Here is a 19,587-nt window from a genome sequence, read left to right on the forward strand (position 1 = left end):
TGCTGCTCCTCTCGAAAAGATAGATAGTGATTTCCCCTACAAATTCAGATTCTTTATAGGGGAAATCACGAAAACGAAACTTTCATCGGTACAACATTTACTTCAGGACAAAAATCTCTTGAAGAATACTTTCGAGCATGGAAGCATTTTTAGGAATCTGTTCACCGCTAAGCATTTTCGAATGTTCTCCATGGCCACGATAGTGTATAAATTGCTCAGATGCTTGTGCCCACACTTCCTCATTCCATTTCTCAGCCTCATAGGCCGCTATGTTTTCTGATTCATACTCGGATTGGATAAGATGAATGGGAGCCTTTATCCTGCCTCCATTTACCAATTGGTTGTAAAACATTAGATAGCTGAGCATGTTTTGAATAAAGCTTTGTTTGACAAAATCGTTGGTTACGAACAGCTCAAGATCATCTCTTGTCATATTAAACATCTCGTTATGAGCTCCTATTTCTGTGAAGAAGGCTTCTATTTCTTTTCTTGCTTCAATAGCTGTTTGCTCGATTTCGTTCTCCTTCCAATAAGAATCAAATAGTATAATGCTTGACACCTGATGTCCTTGGTTTTCCAACTCTTTAGCAACTTCAAAAGCTAAGTTACCGCCAGAGGAATACCCCATCAACGTGTACGGGCCCTCAGAATCAATCTGTATCATGGCATTGATATACTGCTCGATGCGATTATCGGCCTCTATGAAGTCAAAGCTATACAAAGAAACATCATGGATTTCTTTAGCAAGCTTTTGATAGAAGGTGCTGTGGGCTCCAATCGGTGTAAAGCTAAATACAGATCGAATTGTTTTGTTATTTAATAGAATGGGGTGACCCGCGTTTTGCTCGTACTGCTTATGCAAGATAAATTCTGCCATTTTTTGAATCGTTGGTTGCTGGAATACGAGATGCAAAGGCAATTCTTCCTGCATGCACTCATACACCTTTGATATGAGAAGCATTGCTTTTAAGGAATGTCCCCCGATTTCAAAGAAATGATCGGTGATGCCAATTTGCTCTACTTCTAATACTTCTTGCCAAATAGCGGTCAATTGTTCCTCTATCATGCTGCTAGGAGCAACATATTCTCTTCCTACAACGCCTACATTTTGAGGCATTGGCAATGCTCTCTTATCTACTTTTCCATTAGCAGTAGTCGGTAGATTCATAAGCTGTACGAAATAGGTAGGAACCATATATGCAGGTAATGCCTTGGAAACAAATTTTCTCAAATCAGCCAGAACAACTTCCGTGTCAGCTACAAAGTATGCACATAAATATTGCTGTGCATGTTGATCCTCTTGAGCAGTGACCACTACCTCCCCAACACCTTGATACTGGAGGATGGTAGATTCAATCTCTCCTATCTCAATACGGAAACCTCGTACCTTGACTTGCTCATCTACACGGCCAACATACTCTATCGTTCCATCTGGACGCCATTTGGCTAAGTCACCTGTTTTGTACATCCGTTCCCCAGGTACGAATGGATTACGAACGAACTTCTCTTCTGTTAATTCTGGTCGATTTAAATAACCTCTGGCTAGGCCACGTCCTGCTATGCATAGCTCACCTACTACACCGATAGGCTGCAAATGATGCTCGGCATTAACAATATAAACAGCTACATTGGCAAGCGGACGACCAATTGTAATCGCTTGGTTTACTTCAATTGCTCTTTGAATCGTCGTAACTACACTATTCTCGGTAGGTCCATACTCATTGTTAATCTCTATAGCAGGATTTTTTTGTTTAATCTTTTGTACAAGTTGCAAAGATAATTTCTCTCCCCCAAGAGTGACACAACGTAGCTTGCTAAGATCCTCTGTTATAGCGCTATCCACGATGGCATTAAATAGACTTGAAACGCCATAGTAATGAGTGATCGATTCAGAAGCAAGCAATTTTCGCAGAGCAAATGGATCTTTTGCTTCTTCTTCTCTTGGTAAGATCGAAGTAGCTCCTCCAAGCATGGGGGCAAACAGACTGGCAACAAATCCATCAAAAGCAAATGAGAAGATCTGCAACGCTTTATCCTTTGGAGTAAAGGCATACTCGTCTCTTCTCCATTGCAGGCAGTTCACAATGGACCGATGTTCAATCATAACGCCTTTTGGCTGTCCCGTTGTACCTGAGGTATAGATTACGTAGGCCAGGTCTGTTGGTTTGTTAATCGCCTTTACATTCGTCCCGTCGGATACATAATTCTTCTGCTCGTCTAAATCCAGCCTCGTTATATTAGCTGATGAGCTATAGCTCAAATAGGACTGTGTCAGCAAAAGAATAGCACCGCTATCCTGTAAGACATATTCAATCCGGTCAATAGGATAAGCTGGATCAATAGGAACATACGCCGCCCCAGCTTTCAAGATTCCCAATACGCCTATAATCATTTCAACGGAACGTTCTGCCATAATCGCTACTAGCTGATTAGCAACGACTCCTTTATTACGTAATGTACGCGCTAATTGATTGGCTTTTTCATTTAGCTTTTGATATGTTACTTTCTGCTTGTTCCAAATAAGTGCTACTTGATCAGGTGTTTTTCTTACCTGTTCTTCAAAAAGCTGATGAATTGTTGTATCCTGCTGGTCGTTTTTCTCTGTGTTGGTAAACTCTAGTAAAAGCCGGTTTTTCTGTTCATTCGTCAGCATTTCGATAGCAGCTATTTTCACAGTAGGATTATCTATGATGGCTCTCATGATCTGGAGGAAATTAGCCAGTAATCGTTCAATCGTTTCGGACTGGTACAATTTCGTGCAATATTCCACACTAATCATGATTTGGTCACTTTCTTCAGTAGCGATTAAGGTTAGATCGAATTTAGAGTGCTTTGATTTATTGTCTCCTTCATAGCCGACAAATCGCAGATCGTCTACTTCTATTGCCTCTTCGCCTCTGTTTTGGAGAGTAAACATGGTATCAAACATTGGATTTCTACTTACTTCACGTTGTAGTTTCAGTTTCTCCACCAGCTCTTCAAATGGATAATCCTGATTCTCATAGGCTCGCAATGCATTTAGTTTTACTTCTAATAAAAACTCCCTAAAGGATTTTGATCTAACTGGTTTATTTCGTATGGCCAATGTATTGACAAACATTCCAACAGTGCTCTGTAAATCAACATGCGATCGGCCTGTAACCGGAGTACCCACAATCAGATCCTCTTGACCGGAATATTTGGAAAGCAGCACATTATATGCCGCTAACAAGACCATATAGAGAGTGGTACCTGTATCGGTAGCTATTTTATACAAGCCTTCCATGAGCTCTTTGCCTGTTCCCATTGTGATTAAATCACCTTCAAAGCTTTGTGTAGTAGGTCTTGGAAAATCTGTCGGTAGATTTAACACAGGGATTTCATCTGCAAATGTTTGCACCCAGTGCTCTTCCTGTTTTTTATACATAGCTGTCTGAGACTGTTCATGCTGCCATACAGAAAAGTCCTTATATTGAATCGCAAGCGCTGGTAACGTATGCCCCTGATACAATTCCGCTAATTCATTTATGATGATCCCAGATGATACTCCATCAGAAATGATGTGATGCGTATCTACCAGTAACAAATAACGATCCAATCGGGTTTGAACAAGCTTGACGCGAAGCAATGGTGCCATATTTAACTGGAATGGTTTAATAAACTCGTCAATGATCTCTTCCAGTTCTTCGTCAACAGCTACCTGATGGGTAATAGCAAAATCAACTGCTGTATGAATTTTCTGTACAGGAGAACCATTCACTAACTCGAAGGATGTGCGTAGGCTCTCATGACGGTTGATTAAACCTTTAAACGCTGTTTCTAGTTTTGCTAAATCGAGTTTTCCTTCCAGCAATATGATAGAAGGCATGTTATAGCTGATATCTACCCCATCGAACTGAGTAAGAATAAACATTCTTCGTTGTGCTGCTGAGACTGGATAGTAGTCTTGCTTTGTAGCAGGTAGGATCGAAATGATCTGCTTCGTGCGCTCCCTTTCTAGGTATTGCGCTATTTCTTCAATCGTTGGTTTTTCAAATAGAACACGTAAAGGAATATCGAGTTGATACTCTTTATGCATGTGAGAAATAACCATCATAGCACGTAGGGAATGACCACCAAGTGCGAAGAAATCATCCTTGCTTCCAACTCGCTCGATGCCTAAAACTTGTTGCCAAACCGTAGCAAGCTGTAATTCCAGTGGTGTTCGAGGAGCCACGTAAGTGTTAGTAAGTAAAGCATGATGTGGATCTGGTAAGGAACGCTTATCAATTTTTCCATTTGCAGTTAATGGCATCACCTCAAGTGAAATAAACGTAGTAGGAATCATCGCGATCGGTAGCTGAGTTGTTAAATGGGCACGTATTTCTGCTGTGCTTACCTCTCTATCTGTGACCATATATGCGCAGAGGAATTTTTCCTTTGCTTGATCTTCCTTCGCTACAACGACTACTTCTCTGAGGCCATCAAGCTTCCGCATTTGTGACTCAATCTCACCAAGCTCGATCCTAACTCCCCTGATCTTTACTTGATGATCGATTCGGCCAAGGAACTCTATATTTCCATCAGGTAACCACTTTGCTACATCTCCTGACCGATATAGCTTCTCTCTAGGTACAAACGGATTCTCCACAAATTTCTCAGCAGTAAGCTCTGGTCGATTTAGATATTCTCGGGCAACCCCCGCTCCTCCAATGCATAATTCCCCTACTACTCCGATTGGTACCAGCCCTCCATGTCGATCCATGATATACATTGTGGTGTTAGGAAGCGGTTTACCAATTGGTGCGGTTCCCACTGAAGGCAGAAGTTCTAATGGTTGTTCAAAATAACTAGAATCGATGCAGGCCTCTGTAACACCATAGCTGTTAATGATTCGGATGGAGTGACCAAATTTACCAAGTAGCGAGCTGTAATCCTCCATCGAGCAGCTATCTGCTCCGATAATTAAGAGTTTCATATGACTAATATCTAGCTTATGTTCATAAATATATTCCATTAAAGGTACAGCTAGAGCTGGTGTTGATTCAAAAATTGTTATTTGGTATCTATTTAACATGTCATAAAGGGAAGCTGGATCAAGTTTTGCCTCATTTGGGCATATCACCAATTGTCCGCCATGAAGTAAAGCTCTAGCAAAATCGCCAGCAGATACGTCAAAAGAGAAGCTGGCCATCTGAAGCAACCGAACAGGGAATGTCTTTAGGTGATACTTCTCTCTCCATGCAAATGCTATGTTGATATAACTCTGATGCTCGATTACGACTCCTTTTGGTTTACCTGTTGTCCCAGAAGTATAAATAATGTAAGCCATATGATGTTTTTCAGTGACATTTAGTAAATTAGTACCATCACCTTGGTAATTTTCAGCTTGATCCAAATACAAGATCTCATTTGCAAATGCAAGCTGCTCTGCTAGATTTTGCAAGGTAAGCAACAGCATCGCATTGCTATCCTTGAGCATAAATTCCGTACGATCTTGAGGATAATCCATATCAATTGGGACATAAGCTCCACCTGCTTTTAATACGGCTAACATACCAACGACCATATGCAGCGATCGATCTACCATAATGCCTACAGTCCGCTCGGGTTTAACTCCCTTTTGTCGTAATACGCGTGCTAGTTGGTTTGCTTTCGTATTTAACTCCTGATAGGTTAGCTGTTCATTTTCACAAATAACAGCAAGATTATTAGGAGTTTTCTCAACCTGCTCCTCGAATAACTGGTGGAACATTTTATTCATTGGATAAGACGCCTTGGTTGCATTGAAGTCAAACACAATTTGATTTTTTTCTGACTCTGACAATATGCTGATTTCCGAAAGCTTTTTATCTGGATTCGTAACGATAGACTGTAAAATTTGAGTATAATGGATTGCCCAATGCTCGATGGTATCTTTTCTGAATAATTTGGTGCAATAGCTAAATTGAAGCTGAATGTCATCCTGCATTTCAAAGGCATCCAATGAGATATCAAATTTAGCTATTTCTCCTTTCATTTTATAAGGGATATAGCGGAGTCCATCTAGCTCAAATCCAATTGAGTCTGTTTTACCCAAGCTAAACATAGTGTCAAACACTGGATTTCTACTTAAATCACGTCGGATTTGTAGCTTATCTACAAGGCTTTCAAAGGGATAATCTTGATTTTGGTAAGCCTCTAGTGCATCTTCCTTTACTTGGGCTATAAATTCACGGAATGTTAACTCACTGAATGGTCTGTTTTTCAGGGCTAACGTATTGACAAACATACCCACAATATTTTCTACATCTGCGTGTGATCTACCAGCAATTGGTGTACCAATGACAATCTCTTCTTGACCCGTGTATTTGGACAATAGCACGTTGTAAGCTGCCAACAAAAGCATATACAAGGTTGCTTTCGTCTCATTAGACAGATTCTGCAATTCAGCCATTAGCTGTTTTCCAGTGTTAAAAAGGATATGGTCACCTTCAAAGCTTTGCACGGAAGGTCTCTGGAAATCAGTTTCAAGATTTAGAATTGGCAATTCGCCTGCAAATGTATCGAGCCAAAACGCTTCTTGCTTCTGAATCACTTCAGATTGGAACAGCTCATTTTGCCATACAGCAAAGTCTTTATACTGAATCTTAGAGTCAGGCAGATGCTGTCCATTATACAACTGGGCGAATTCCTTGATGATAATCTGCATAGATACACCGTCAGAAATGATATGATGCATATCCATTAAGAAGAGATGTCGTTTTTCTGATAGACGAACAAGACTTATTCTAAATAATGGAGCTATTTCCAAATCAAATGGTTGAATAAATTCATCCACGATTTGTTCGACTTGATCCTCTGCCGCTTCTTGATAAGCAACGGCAAAGTCTACATGATCATGAATAATCTGAACAGGATCACCATTGATCGTTTTAAAGGATGTCCGCAGAGCCTCATGTCGCTCGACCAAACCTCTCATCGCATAGTCAAAACGCTTGTCATCCAAGCTACCCTCGATGAACAGCACGCCTGGAACGTTATAACTGATACCAGAGCCTTCAAATTGATGAAGGATATACATCCGTTTTTGTGCAGAGGAAACGGGATAAAAATCGGCTTTGACAGCTTGCTGAATGGCTACGTACTTTCCTTTTTCTACGCCAGTAATATAGGTGGCTAGTGCATAAATTGTCGGTGATTCAAAAAGAATTTTTAAAGGTAATTCAGCATGAAACACCTTATGCACAAAGGAAATTACGGTCATAGCTTTTAAGGAATGTCCTCCCAATTCAAAGAAATTGTCCATAACCCCGATCTTGGAGACACCTAATACATTTTTCCAAATCTCAACTAATTTTTCCTCGATCTGATTGCTTGGAGCTACGTATTCTGTCCCTGCACGTAGGTCACCATCTGGTATCGGTAATGCTCTGCGATCTACCTTTCCATTTCCTGTAAGCGGCATTTTCTCCAGATGGACAAAAAAAGTAGGAACCATATAGGATGGCAGCTCTTGAGCTAGCTGTTCACGCAATTGTGGTATAACAGCAGCATCCTCTGAAACGTAATAGGCACATAATGCTTTTTGACCAAGCTTGTCCTCTACTACAGTTATGACAGACTCCTTCACCTTATCTTGTCTAGCAAGAACAGATTCAATCTCACCAATTTCAATTCGGAATCCTCTAATTTTTACCTGTTGATCAATTCGTCCTAAATATTCAATTGTTCCATTAGGCAACCATCTAGCCAAATCGCCTGTCCGATACATTCGCTCTCCTGGAACAAATGGGTTAGATACGAATTTTTCGGCTGTTAACTCAGGCTTGTTCATGTATCCCCTAGCAACGCCTTCTCCTCCTACACATAGCTCTCCTGGAACCCCGATTGGTTGCAGGTGATTATAGTTATCAAGGATATAGGCAGTCGAGTTGCTTATTGGTTTACCAATCGGTATGTTATCGAGGAATTCCTCATCAATTCTAAAGCATGTTGAGAAGGTGGTGTTCTCCGTTGGCCCATAGCCATTCCAAATTACAAGCTGGGGATTGATTTGTTTTACCTTGTTGATGTGTTTAGGCGAGAGGACATCTCCCCCGACAATTAAATCTGTAAGACTGGCAAACATATTCTCATTGTCTTGTGATAATTGATTAAATAACGGCGATGTAAGCCACATCGTTGTAATTTGATTAGCTTGTAGGAAGCCAGCTAATAACGCTGAATCCAACAAGATATCCTTATGAACAAGGTATAAACGCGCTCCATGCAGCAATGCTCCAAAAATTTCGAATGTCATAGCATCAAATCCAATAGCACCTGTTTGAATCATTCGATCTTCTGGTCTCACCTGAACATAATTAGCATGTATGACAAGGCGAATTACATTTCGATGTTCGACCATTACACCTTTTGGCTTACCAGTCGAACCAGACGTGTACATGATATAAGCTAAATCACCTGGACGTGTAATACTTAGAAGATTAGTCAGCTCCCCTTGATACAAGCACTCATCATCTAGTAAAATCATGTCCGCTTCTTCCTGAAGCCGCGAAGCCAGATGACGCAGGGAAAGAACAATGCTAACTTGGCAATCTTCCATCATGTAAGAAATTCGTTCAGATGGATACTCGGGATCAATGCCGAGATAAGCTCCTCCTGCTTTAAGAATTCCCATGATTCCTACAATCATCTCATGTGATCGGTCAGCTAAAAGACCGACAACGTCATTTGCCACAACACCCTTTTGGCGAAGTATACGTGCAATTTGATTAGCCCTATTATTCAACTCTCGATACGTTAATGTATTGCCCTCTGCTACAACAGCTATATGATCTGGATGCTTCTCTACTTGCTCCTCGAACCATTGATGAATGGTGAGCGTTCTTGGATAGTCTGTTGATGTTTCGTTAAATTCACCAAGAATTTGATGCTTTTCTTCTTCAGATAACAAGCTGACCTCTGACAAGGCTAATTCTGGTTGTTTCGTAATAGTATCGAGTATTTGCAGGAAATGACCAGCCATTCTTTCGATGCTTTCCTTCTTGAACAACCTCGTACTATATACGAGCGAGAACTGTAAGCCAGATGACTCTTCGTTTGCTTCTAATGTCAAATCGAATTTTGAATAGCCCCTTTGTGTAACATGAGGTGTTATTTGTAGATCATCTAGTACAAACGCTTTTTTCTCCATATTTTGCAAAATAAACATAATGTCAAACAAAGGATTTCGCCCTAAGTCCCTTTGGATTTCTAATTTTTCGACAAGTGATTCAAATGGATAATCCTGATTTTCATAGGCTTCCAACGTATTTTGTTTTACTTCTGTTAAAAATGCTTTGAAAGACTTCTGAGCACTTGAATTGTTTTTCAACGCTAATGTATTTACGAACATACCCATTACTTTTTCTGTATCAGGATGAACTCTACCAGCAATGGGCGACCCTATCACGATTTCTTCTTGACCAGAGTACTTTGAGAGTAGGACATGAAATGCAGCTAACAATACCATAAACAATGTTGTTGAAGTTTCATTCGTCAGCTTGTATAAATCCTCCGTTACTTTCTTACCGGTATGAAAAATAACTTGGTCCCCATCAAAGCTCTGTACAGTAGGTCTAGAATAATCGGTTGGTAAATGGAGAACAGGGATTTCACCTGCAAATGTGTTTGTCCAGTAGGATTCCTGTTTTTTGATGGCGTCCGACGCGAATAATTCATTTTGCCAAACAGCGAAGTCCTTATATTGAATCTGAAGTTCTGGCAAACTCTCCCCACGATATAGCGTTGCAAATTCCTCAAATAAGATTCCTGCTGATACCCCATCTGAGATAATATGGTGCATATCCATTACGAAAAGATGTTTTTCTTCCTCTAATTTGATGAGCCCAATCCGTAATAAAGGAGCTACTTTAAGATCAAACATTTGAATGAATTCATCTACAAGCTGATCTACTTGATCTATCGAGGCTTCGTTATAGAAAATGGGAAGTTCTACTGACTGATGTACACGTTGCATTGGTTCACCGTTTACAGAGTGGAAGGAGGTTCGCAATGCCTCATGTCGGTTTATTAATTGCTGTAGAGTCTCTTCAAAGCGTAAATAGTCTAGCTTGCCCTCCATGTAAAGCGCATTTGGCATGTTGTAAATGGTTCCTGCTCCATCAAACTGACGAAGGATATACATCCTTTTTTGCGCAGATGACACCGGGTAATACTCTTTTGGCGAAACAGCTTGAATAGGGACATACTTACTTTTCGCAGCCTGATCAATGAATGTAGCTAATTGGGCAATTGTAGATTTTTCAAATAACACCTTCAAAGGCAATTCTACGCCACATTCCTTATGCACAAGCGACATCACTGTCATAGCTCTTAATGAATGACCGCCTATATCAAAAAAGCTATCATTCACACCAATTCTCGCAAGTCCTAGCACATTCTGCCAAATCTCGACTAACCTGGATTCAGTTGCATTTCTAGCAGCTACATAGATTGTCCCTAGTATCGGATCACCTTCTGGCTTAGGTAATCCTCTAAGATCCATTTTTCCATTTGGAGTTGTAGGGAAAGCCTCTAGCTGCACAAAATAGGTTGGAATCATGTAATCAGGTAATGCCTTTGCTAGATGCGCTCTCAGTTCAGCTAATGTGATCTCCTCTTCTGCTGTAAAGTAGGCTATTAATAACTGTTGTTCGGTTGAATCCTCTGAAACGACAACAACTGCCTCATTGATCTGATCGAATGTCAGAATAGCATTTTCGATCTCACCAATCTCAATTCGATAGCCCCTAATTTTAACCTGTTCATCCATCCTGCCAATATATTCAATCGTGCCATCTGGTAACCATTTCGCATAATCACCCGTTTTATACATTTGTTCACCTGGCACGAATGGATTAGGCACAAATTTTTCTTCTGTAAGGTCTGGGCGATTTAAATAACCTCTTGCTAAGCCTCGGCCGCCGATGCACAATTCACCGATTACTCCAACGGGCTGTAACAGATGATTGCTATCAAGAATATACACGGCTACATTGGCAATAGGACGGCCAATTGTAATTGTTTCCCCTACCTCAATTGAGCGCTTAATTGTTGTAATAACACTATTCTCTGTTGGACCATATTCATTATTAATTTCGATTGCAGGATTTATTTGCTGGACCTTTTGTACAAGCTGAGGAGTTATTTTTTCTCCCCCTAGCGAAACGTTACCCAACGAATCTAGATCCTCGGCTGTTGAGCAATCCAGAATGGCATGAAACAAACTAGGCACGCCATGGTAATGCGTTATATTTTCCCCTGCTATTACATTTCTAAGAGCAAATGGGTCTTTGGCCTCTTCCTCTCTAGGTAAGACAGAAATCGCTCCTCCCATCATAGGAGGGAACAGACTAGCAACGAATCCATCAAAGGCAAATGAGAAAATCTGCAAAATCTTATCATTAGGGCTAAAGCCATACTCCTCTTTTCGATACAGCAAGCAATTGATAACAGACTGGTGTTCTATCATGACTCCTTTTGGTTTACCTGTCGTACCGGATGTGTAAATGAGATAAGCCAGATCAGATGCTTGATTTACGTTGAATAGATTCTCGCCACTTCCTACATAAATGTGCTCATCCCCAAGGTTTATCCATTCGATATCAGTTGGGAGTTGTTTCATCAGATGCGATTGAATTAAGAGTATAGAAGCACCGCTATCCTCAAGCAAATATTGGATACGATCTTGTGGATAAGCTGGATCAATAGGCAAATAAGCTGCTCCTGCTTTTAACACCCCGTAAATCGCGAAAATCATTTCAAAGGATCGTTCTGCCATGATCCCTACAATTTGATTAGGTTGTACTCCTTTATTTCGCAAAAACATTGCCAGTTGGTTAGCTTTCTCATTTAACTGGCGATACGTCAATGTTTGGCCTGCATAACAAAGTGCGATATGGTCAGGTGTTCGTTCTACCTGTTCTTCAAAGAAGCTCTGAATTGTTCCTGTAGGATATGACACGTGATTATCATTAAAATCAACAAGTACCTGTTGTTGTTCTTCTAATGTAAGCATATTGATTTCAGATAAAGTGACCTCTGGATTCTCAGTTACTGCTCGTATAATTTGTAAGAAATGAGACGCCATACGTTCAATGGTTTCCCTCTTAAAGAGCTTAGAGCAATATTCGAGGCAGAATACGATTTCCCTATTCTCTTCTGTTGCTTCTAAAGTGAGATCGAATTTTGCTTGGGTAACATCTGTAATATATGGATGGAAAGTTAAGTTATCAATCTCAAAGATCTTTTTGTCCGTATTTTGTAAAATGAAAAGCGTGTCAAATAATGGGTTTCGACCCAATTCACGATGTACATCCAATTTTTCGACTAACACCTCAAATGGGTAGTCCTGATTTTCATAGGCCTGTAAGGTATTATGCTTTACTTCCTCGATAAATTCTCTAAACGGTTTTGTTCCAACCGGATAATTTCGTAAAGCCAAAGTATTTACAAACATTCCTACTATTTGATCTACATCAGCATGAGTTCTTCCGGCAATAGGCGAACCAACAATAATATCCTCTTGACCAGAATACTTAGAAAGGAAGATATTATAAGCTGCTAATAAGACCATGTACAGAGTTGTCCCTGTCTCATTTGCAACTCGATATAAATCCTGCATCAGGTTCGTGCCTGTACCAAAAACAAATCGATCCCCCTCAAAGCTTTTCACAAGCGGACGCGGGAAATCAGTCGACAAATTCAGAAGAGGGACTTCTCCTGCAAAAGTAGTAAGCCAATACGTCTCCTGTTTATTTAATACACCTGTTTCAAACCATTCATTCTGCCAAGCAGCAAAATCCTTATACTGCAAACGAAGCTCAGTCAATTCCTCTCCTTGGTATAGTTGAACAAATTCCTTGATAAAAATTCCTAAGGAAACACCGTCCGCTATAATATGATGCATATCTACTAAGAAAAGATGACGTTCTTCTGTTAATTTAACTACTCCAGCACGTAATAGCGGTGCAAGTGAAAGTTCGAATGGCTGCATAAAGTTTGTAATCAGGGTATCTAGTTGATCTTCAGTTGATGACGAGTAAGATATGGAAAAGTCGATCTCTTCATGTATACGTTGAACAATTTCACCATTAACGGAGTGGAAGGAAGTTCGCAATGATTCATGCCGTTGAACTAGTGCCTTCATTGCTAGCTCAAGCCGTTGTACATCCAGCTTCCCGTCAATATACATTACACCTGGCATATTATAGCTAAGATCAGCTCCGGCTAACTGACGAAGGATATACATTCTCTTTTGGGCCGAAGATACAGGATAATATTCTTGCAGCGGAGCCGGTTGAATATCCACATAATCGCTTTTTTCAGCTTGGGAAATGTATGTAGCCAATGTAGCAATTGTCGGATTTTCAAAAATTGTTTTAAACGGTACCTCTATCTGAAATGACTTGTTTAATTTAGAAATCATGCTCATTGCTTTTAACGAATGGCCGCCTAATGCAAAAAAGTTATCTTCTACCCCAAATTTGGTAACAGAAAGAACTTCACCCCAAATGTCACTTATTTTCATTTCTATATGATTTCTCGGAGCTACGAATTCTGCGCCTGTAATAATGGTTCCCGTAGGCTTCGGAAGAGCTTTGCGGTCTACCTTGCCATTTGGTGTAAGTGGAATTTTATCCATGCGAACAAAATAAGAAGGAATCATATAGGTGGGTAACATGCTACCCACATGCACTCGCAAATCAGATACTGTAATTTCTTGTTCAGAAACAAAGTAAGCATACAGTGAGTGCGACTCTTCTTCTTGCACAGCAATAACAACTGCCTCTTTGATGAATGTATGCTGTAATAATTGTTTTTCAATTTCACCCAGTTCAATGCGATACCCGGCAATTTTAACTTGCTGATCTGCTCTTCCTACAAATTCTATATTTCCATTTGAGAAATAACTCGCAAGATCACCTGTACGATACATAATCGTCCCGGGGTTAAATGGATTTGAAACAAATTTTTCATCTGTTAAACTAGGCTGGTTCAAATATCCTTTAGATACACCTTCACCACTAATATATAGCTCTCCAACAATGCCAGGCGGGACTATCTGACCTCTTCCGTCAAGAATGTATACCTGTGTATTAGCAATCGGACTACCTATAAACGGTCGGTTTGCAAATTCCTTACAATTACCTGCATGCAATATAGAAGTGATGCACCCAATGGTTGTCTCTGTTGGACCATAGTGATTCATTATCTGTGCAGACGGGTATTGATCAACATATGCCATCACATCGGTCACTCGAATTGGCTCTCCCCCCATTACAATCAAACGTAGGGAATCGCAATCATTTGTCTTCATGAATGACTCGCTTTGAACGACTACACTAAAAAGAGAAGGAGTCAATTTAACATAAGTGATTTGATTTTCACTGATATACGATAGTAAGCGTTCGGTATTGATATATTCATCCTTTGTTAATAAATGTAATTGGCTGCCTGACAAAATAGCAGAGAAAATCCCTGTATAGCCTAAGTCAAATGCGTAGGAAGATACGAGCACTGTCTTGTCTTGCCATGTTACATTAGCCTGACGCGAAAATGCGAAAACATAGTTTATTACGTTACGATGAGTAATTTGCACTCCTTTTGGCATTCCGGTCGTACCGGATGTGTAGATTACATAAGCCAAATCCTCTGAACTCACCTTCGTTGTAGCAGGTAGCTGTAGCACATGATCCAGCATTGCTTTATCCAGCGCAAGGGTACTTACTGATGCTGGAAGAGCATTTGACAAATCGTTCAATGTTACAACAACGTCTACCTTGCTGTCTTCTAGCATATAAGTAATTCTCTCTATTGGAGCATCCGGGTCGATTGGTAGGTAGGCTCCACCTGCTCTCCAAATCCCCATAATCCCAACCATCATTTCTAACGATGGAGGAGTCATAATTCCAACGATCTTATTGGGACGTACCCCTTTTGCCTGTAATAGAGCTGCAACATGGTTTGCCTTTTCATGTAGGTCCTGATAAGTCAGTTTATCGTTTCCGAACACGACAGCATTTTGTACAGGGTATTTCTTTACGCATGCTTCAAACAAATCATACATCGTCATATCACGTGGAGGATCTGCTTTTATTCCAGATGTTCTTGTCAGGAGGTCAGCTTGTTCTTCTTTTGTTAATAAAGGAATTTCGGCTAGCTTGATCCCGATATTTTCCGTAAAGACACGCACGATCATTCGGAAATGCTTGGCGAACTGCTCAATGGTCTCGCGCTTAAATAACGCTGTGCTGTATTGTAATTTACAATGAATTTCTCCGTCTGCCTCGGAAGCAAAAAGCGTCATATCTACTTTCGAAATGGAATGGACAAAGTCATATGGTGTGATTCTTAATTGATCTAGCTCCAATATGGTTTGGTCCATGTTTTGTAGGACAAGCATCGTATCAAATAACGGATTCCGACTAAAATCACGAGGTACATCTAATTTATCTACTAAGGCTTCAAATGGATAATCTTGATGCTCGAATGCACCCAATGTCATTTGCTTCACTTCAGCAACGAACTCGTCTACTGTCTTACCTGCCTCAGGATAGGTTCGCATCGCTAGCGTATTAATGAAGCTTCCCATCATTCGTTCAACATCAGCATGTCTTCGTCCAGCGATGGGTGAACCAATAACGATTTCTTCCTGGCCCGCATACTTGGATAAAAGAACACTATAAGCCGACAACAACACCATATACAGGGTAGCTCCTGATCTTGCTGCTATTTCATAGAGCCCTGAAGTCAACTGTTTTGAAATAACAAAGTCAACCCCATCCCCTTCAAAGCTCTGGGTAGCGGGTCTGGGTGAATCCGTAGGTAGCTGAAGTACCGGTATTTCACCTTTTAATGTGTTGATCCAATAGTTTTCTTGCTTTTCAAATATCTCGGATCGGAACAGCTCATTTTGCCAAACTGCAAAATCCTTATACTGGATACGTAGCTCAGGCAAGCTTTCACCACGATAGAGCTTCATAAACTCCTCGATAAATACAGAAATAGATACTCCATCGGATACGATATGGTGGATATCTAACAGGAAGAGATGCTTTTGCTCTTCTAATGTAAAAAAGCCGACTCGAAGCAATGGTGCCATTGATAAATCAAATGGTTGAATAAAATCGCTAATAATTTGCTCTATTTGGTCTGCCTTAGAATTCATTCTCATGATTTCTACTTGCACAGATGGATGTACCTTTTGTGAAGGTTCACCTTCTATCGAATGAAAGGAAGTGCGAAACGCTTCATGCCGGTCTACTATGCTTTGCATTGCATATTCAAAGCGTTGTATATCTAAATTCCCTTCCATGATGAGCGCACCTGGCATGTTATAGCTAACGCTCTCCTCATTAAGCTGATGAAGAATAAACATTCTCTTTTGAGCAGAGGAGACCGGATAATACTCCTGCAATGTCGCTGGTTCTATTGCTGAGTACATTCCGCTTTCTGTGTTAGCTATATAATGAGAAAGGGCAGCAATCGTAGGTGTATCAAATAATACCTTTAAAGGTAAATCAACATGGAATGCTTTCGAGATTTGAGAAATAACCGTCATTGCCTTCAGAGAATGTCCGCCTAACTCAAAAAAGTTATCTAAAACACTAATGTTATCTACGTTTAATATTCCCTTCCAGATCGTTACCAATTGGTCTTCGATAAGGTTGCGTGGTGCTACAAATTCAACTCCTGTACGGATTGAGCCATCAGGTTTTGGCAATTTTTTTCTCTCCACTTTACCATTGGCTGTTAAAGGGATTTCTTCCAGTCGAATAAAGTAAGAAGGGATCATATAAGCTGGCAAAGTACTTCCTATATGTTCGCGCAGTTCAGATACAGGCAGTTCAGCATCAGAGACAATGTAAGCATAGAGAACATTCTGCGCTGATTCATCTTTATCGACAATGACAACAGCTTCTTTGATCATTTCATGCTGGACTAATTTTGCTTCAATTTCTCCCATCTCTATGCGATGACCCCGTATTTTTACCTGATGATCCACTCTTCCCATATATTCCATATTGCCATCTGGCAACCATCTCGCAAGGTCCCCGGTTCGATACATTCTCTCTTGGGGTTTAAAGGGATTTTCGATAAATTTTTCTGCAGTCAATTCAGCTCGATGTAAATAGCCTCTAGCAACACCATCGCCAGCAATGTATATTTCTCCAATCGAACCAACTGGCACTGGCTGTAAGGCTGTGTCTAATAAGTAGATCTCTACATTGTCTGCTGGGACCCCGATTGGTACAGAATCTTGAGAGGTATGATTTGGATCAAATGTATAGAGCATGCAACCTACTACTGTTTCCGTAGGCCCATATTCATTCATAATTTGTACAGTTCCACCAAAATTACGAGCTATTTTGCTAGCAAGCTGTGTTTGTAAATTTTCGCCTCCCACTATAAATCTCCTGATGTTACTATTCGTACCATCGAATTCTTCTATTAGTTTTAGATGTGTAGGGGTTAATTTTATGATTCCAACTGTATTATCTCTGAGGATGTCTTGAATAACCTGTACCTTATCCTCTCCTCCATAAATATAGATCGTATTGCCAGAAACTAATGGGGTAAAGATAGATGTGACGGTCAAATCAAACGAAATGGACGAGTAAAGCGGAAAATGAATGATTTCATTTTGTACATACACTTTTTTAGCCCACCAAATATAATTGACAAGCCCTTGATGAGTGATCATTGCTCCCTTCGGATTTCCAGTCGAGCCTGAGGTATAAATGATATAGGCCAGATCGTTCACGCTGCTTTTATTATTCAGATTAGCGGTACTTCCCTGATACAGCTCTTGATTGTCTAGATAGAGGCTCTCTATATTGTGGCCAACAATTTTATTGGAAAACGTTTGTTGGGTTAGCAATAAAGTGCTTTGACTATCCTCTAGCAAATACCGAATTCGATCTTCTGGATAATCTGGATCAATCGGCAAATAAGCAGCTCCAGATTTTAAAATAGCGAGTATCCCGATAACTAATTCCAAGGAGTGCTCTGCCATGATGGAAACAACGCTACTAGTAGTAACCCCTCTCTCTCTTAGAACATGCGCGAGTTGATTGGAGGATTCGTTTACTTCCTGATATGTTAGCTGTTTTTCTCGGCATACGGCTGCTACTTGATGTGGCGTTTTAACAACCTGCTCCTCGAATAGCTCATAGATTGTTTTTGTTTTTGGATAGTCAGAGGCTGTGTTATTATACTCTACTACTAGCTGTTGTTTTTCCTGCTCTGTCAGAATTGTTATATCCTTGAGGAGTATATCAGGGGTGTTAATGACCTGTGTCACAATGTTTTGAAGATGATCTTGCATTCTAGTAATAAAAGCTGAGTCATAAACATTAGCATTATAGCTGAATTTAATCATCATCTCGTTCCAAGGTGCTACCGCTACCACTACGTTTAAGTCATAGGTTGTTTGCTCTTCTCCATTATCAATACGGATACGAAATCCCAGGGCTTCCTCCAAAGAATCCATGTTGTTGTCTGGATAATTTTCGAACGTAACCAGATGGTCGATTAGCTCTTGTTTTACCACTGACTGACTTTGTATCTCATATAAAGGAGCATAGTCATACTTCGTAGATTGAATTGCATTTTCTCGTGCCTTGTTTATTACTTCTTGAAAAGACAGCAAGGAGTTGACAGGTAATCGAGTCGGAATGGTATTGATGAACAGCCCTACCATATTTTCAATGCCTTGGATTCCAGGAGGCCTACCTGAGACGACTGAACCAAATACAACATCTTCCGTATTTTTATATTTACTTACCAAAACGCTCCAAACGGCATGGAATACATTGCTTAACGTTGCCTGATTACGGTTCGCGATCTGTTGGAGATTTTTGGTTGTTTCCTGATCTAACGTAAAAAGTATCTCCTTCAACTCATAGCTTCTCTGACCAGTCTGAGGTTTGTTTTTAGGAAATTCCGTATGCAGTTCATAACCTTCCAAATACTGATTCCAATACTTCAGTGCCTCTTCTTTATTTTGCTTCTCTAGCCATTTTATATATTCGCTGTATGGCTTAGACACTTCACGTGGAATTGATTTATTTGCCTTCAAGACAGCATAATAGCTAAGAAGCTTATGAATAAGAACTCCTAATCCCCAACCATCTATGATGATATGATGAAAAGCCCAAACAAATTGATAGCTGTGATCACCGGTTTTAAAAATGGCGGCCCTCATTAGCACGTCCTTCGTTACATGAAAGCCTTGGTCTTTCCCTCTGTTTTTATAAGTTTCAATATATTCTTTTTGTTCATCATCTGCAAAACGCGTGATATCCTCAAAATATACCTGCATTTTTCTCTCTTTAAACACTACTTGTCTAGCACGTTGTAAATTTTGATATACAAATGCTGTCCGGAGAACCTCATAGTTTTCGATTAGCTTATTCATGCTTTGTTGAAACAATGGAAGATCGAAATCGCCCTGAATCGTGGCAGTCATCTGGAGATAGTAGGCACTTGTTTGTTCATCCAAAATAGAATGAAATAGCATGCCCTCTTGGAGTGGAGTTAATGGATACACTTTTGCAATATTATCTTGTTTTTTCATATTGGCACCTCAGCTATGTGATATGA

The 19,587-nt window shown here is 40.2% G+C and carries 1 protein-coding gene; it reads right to left on the bottom strand.

The window, feature by feature from the left end; translation table 11 throughout:
- Positions 1–97 precede the first annotated feature (97 nt).
- Positions 98–19,561 (bottom strand): non-ribosomal peptide synthase/polyketide synthase, encoded by a 19,464-nt coding sequence (locus O0550_RS11270; RefSeq protein WP_258426338.1) that lies wholly within the window; start codon positions 19,559–19,561, stop codon positions 98–100.
- Positions 19,562–19,587: the final 26 nt, after the last annotated feature.

It is taken from the genome of Brevibacillus halotolerans, assembly GCF_026891775.1.
Lineage (GTDB): Bacteria > Bacillota > Bacilli > Brevibacillales > Brevibacillaceae > Brevibacillus_B > Brevibacillus_B halotolerans.

Bases quoted from the DNA above. Each gene is read 5' to 3' on its own strand.
- O0550_RS11270 (WP_258426338.1), bottom strand. From the start codon at position 19,561: ATGAAAAAACAAGATAATATTGCAAAAGTGTATCCATTAACTCCACTC.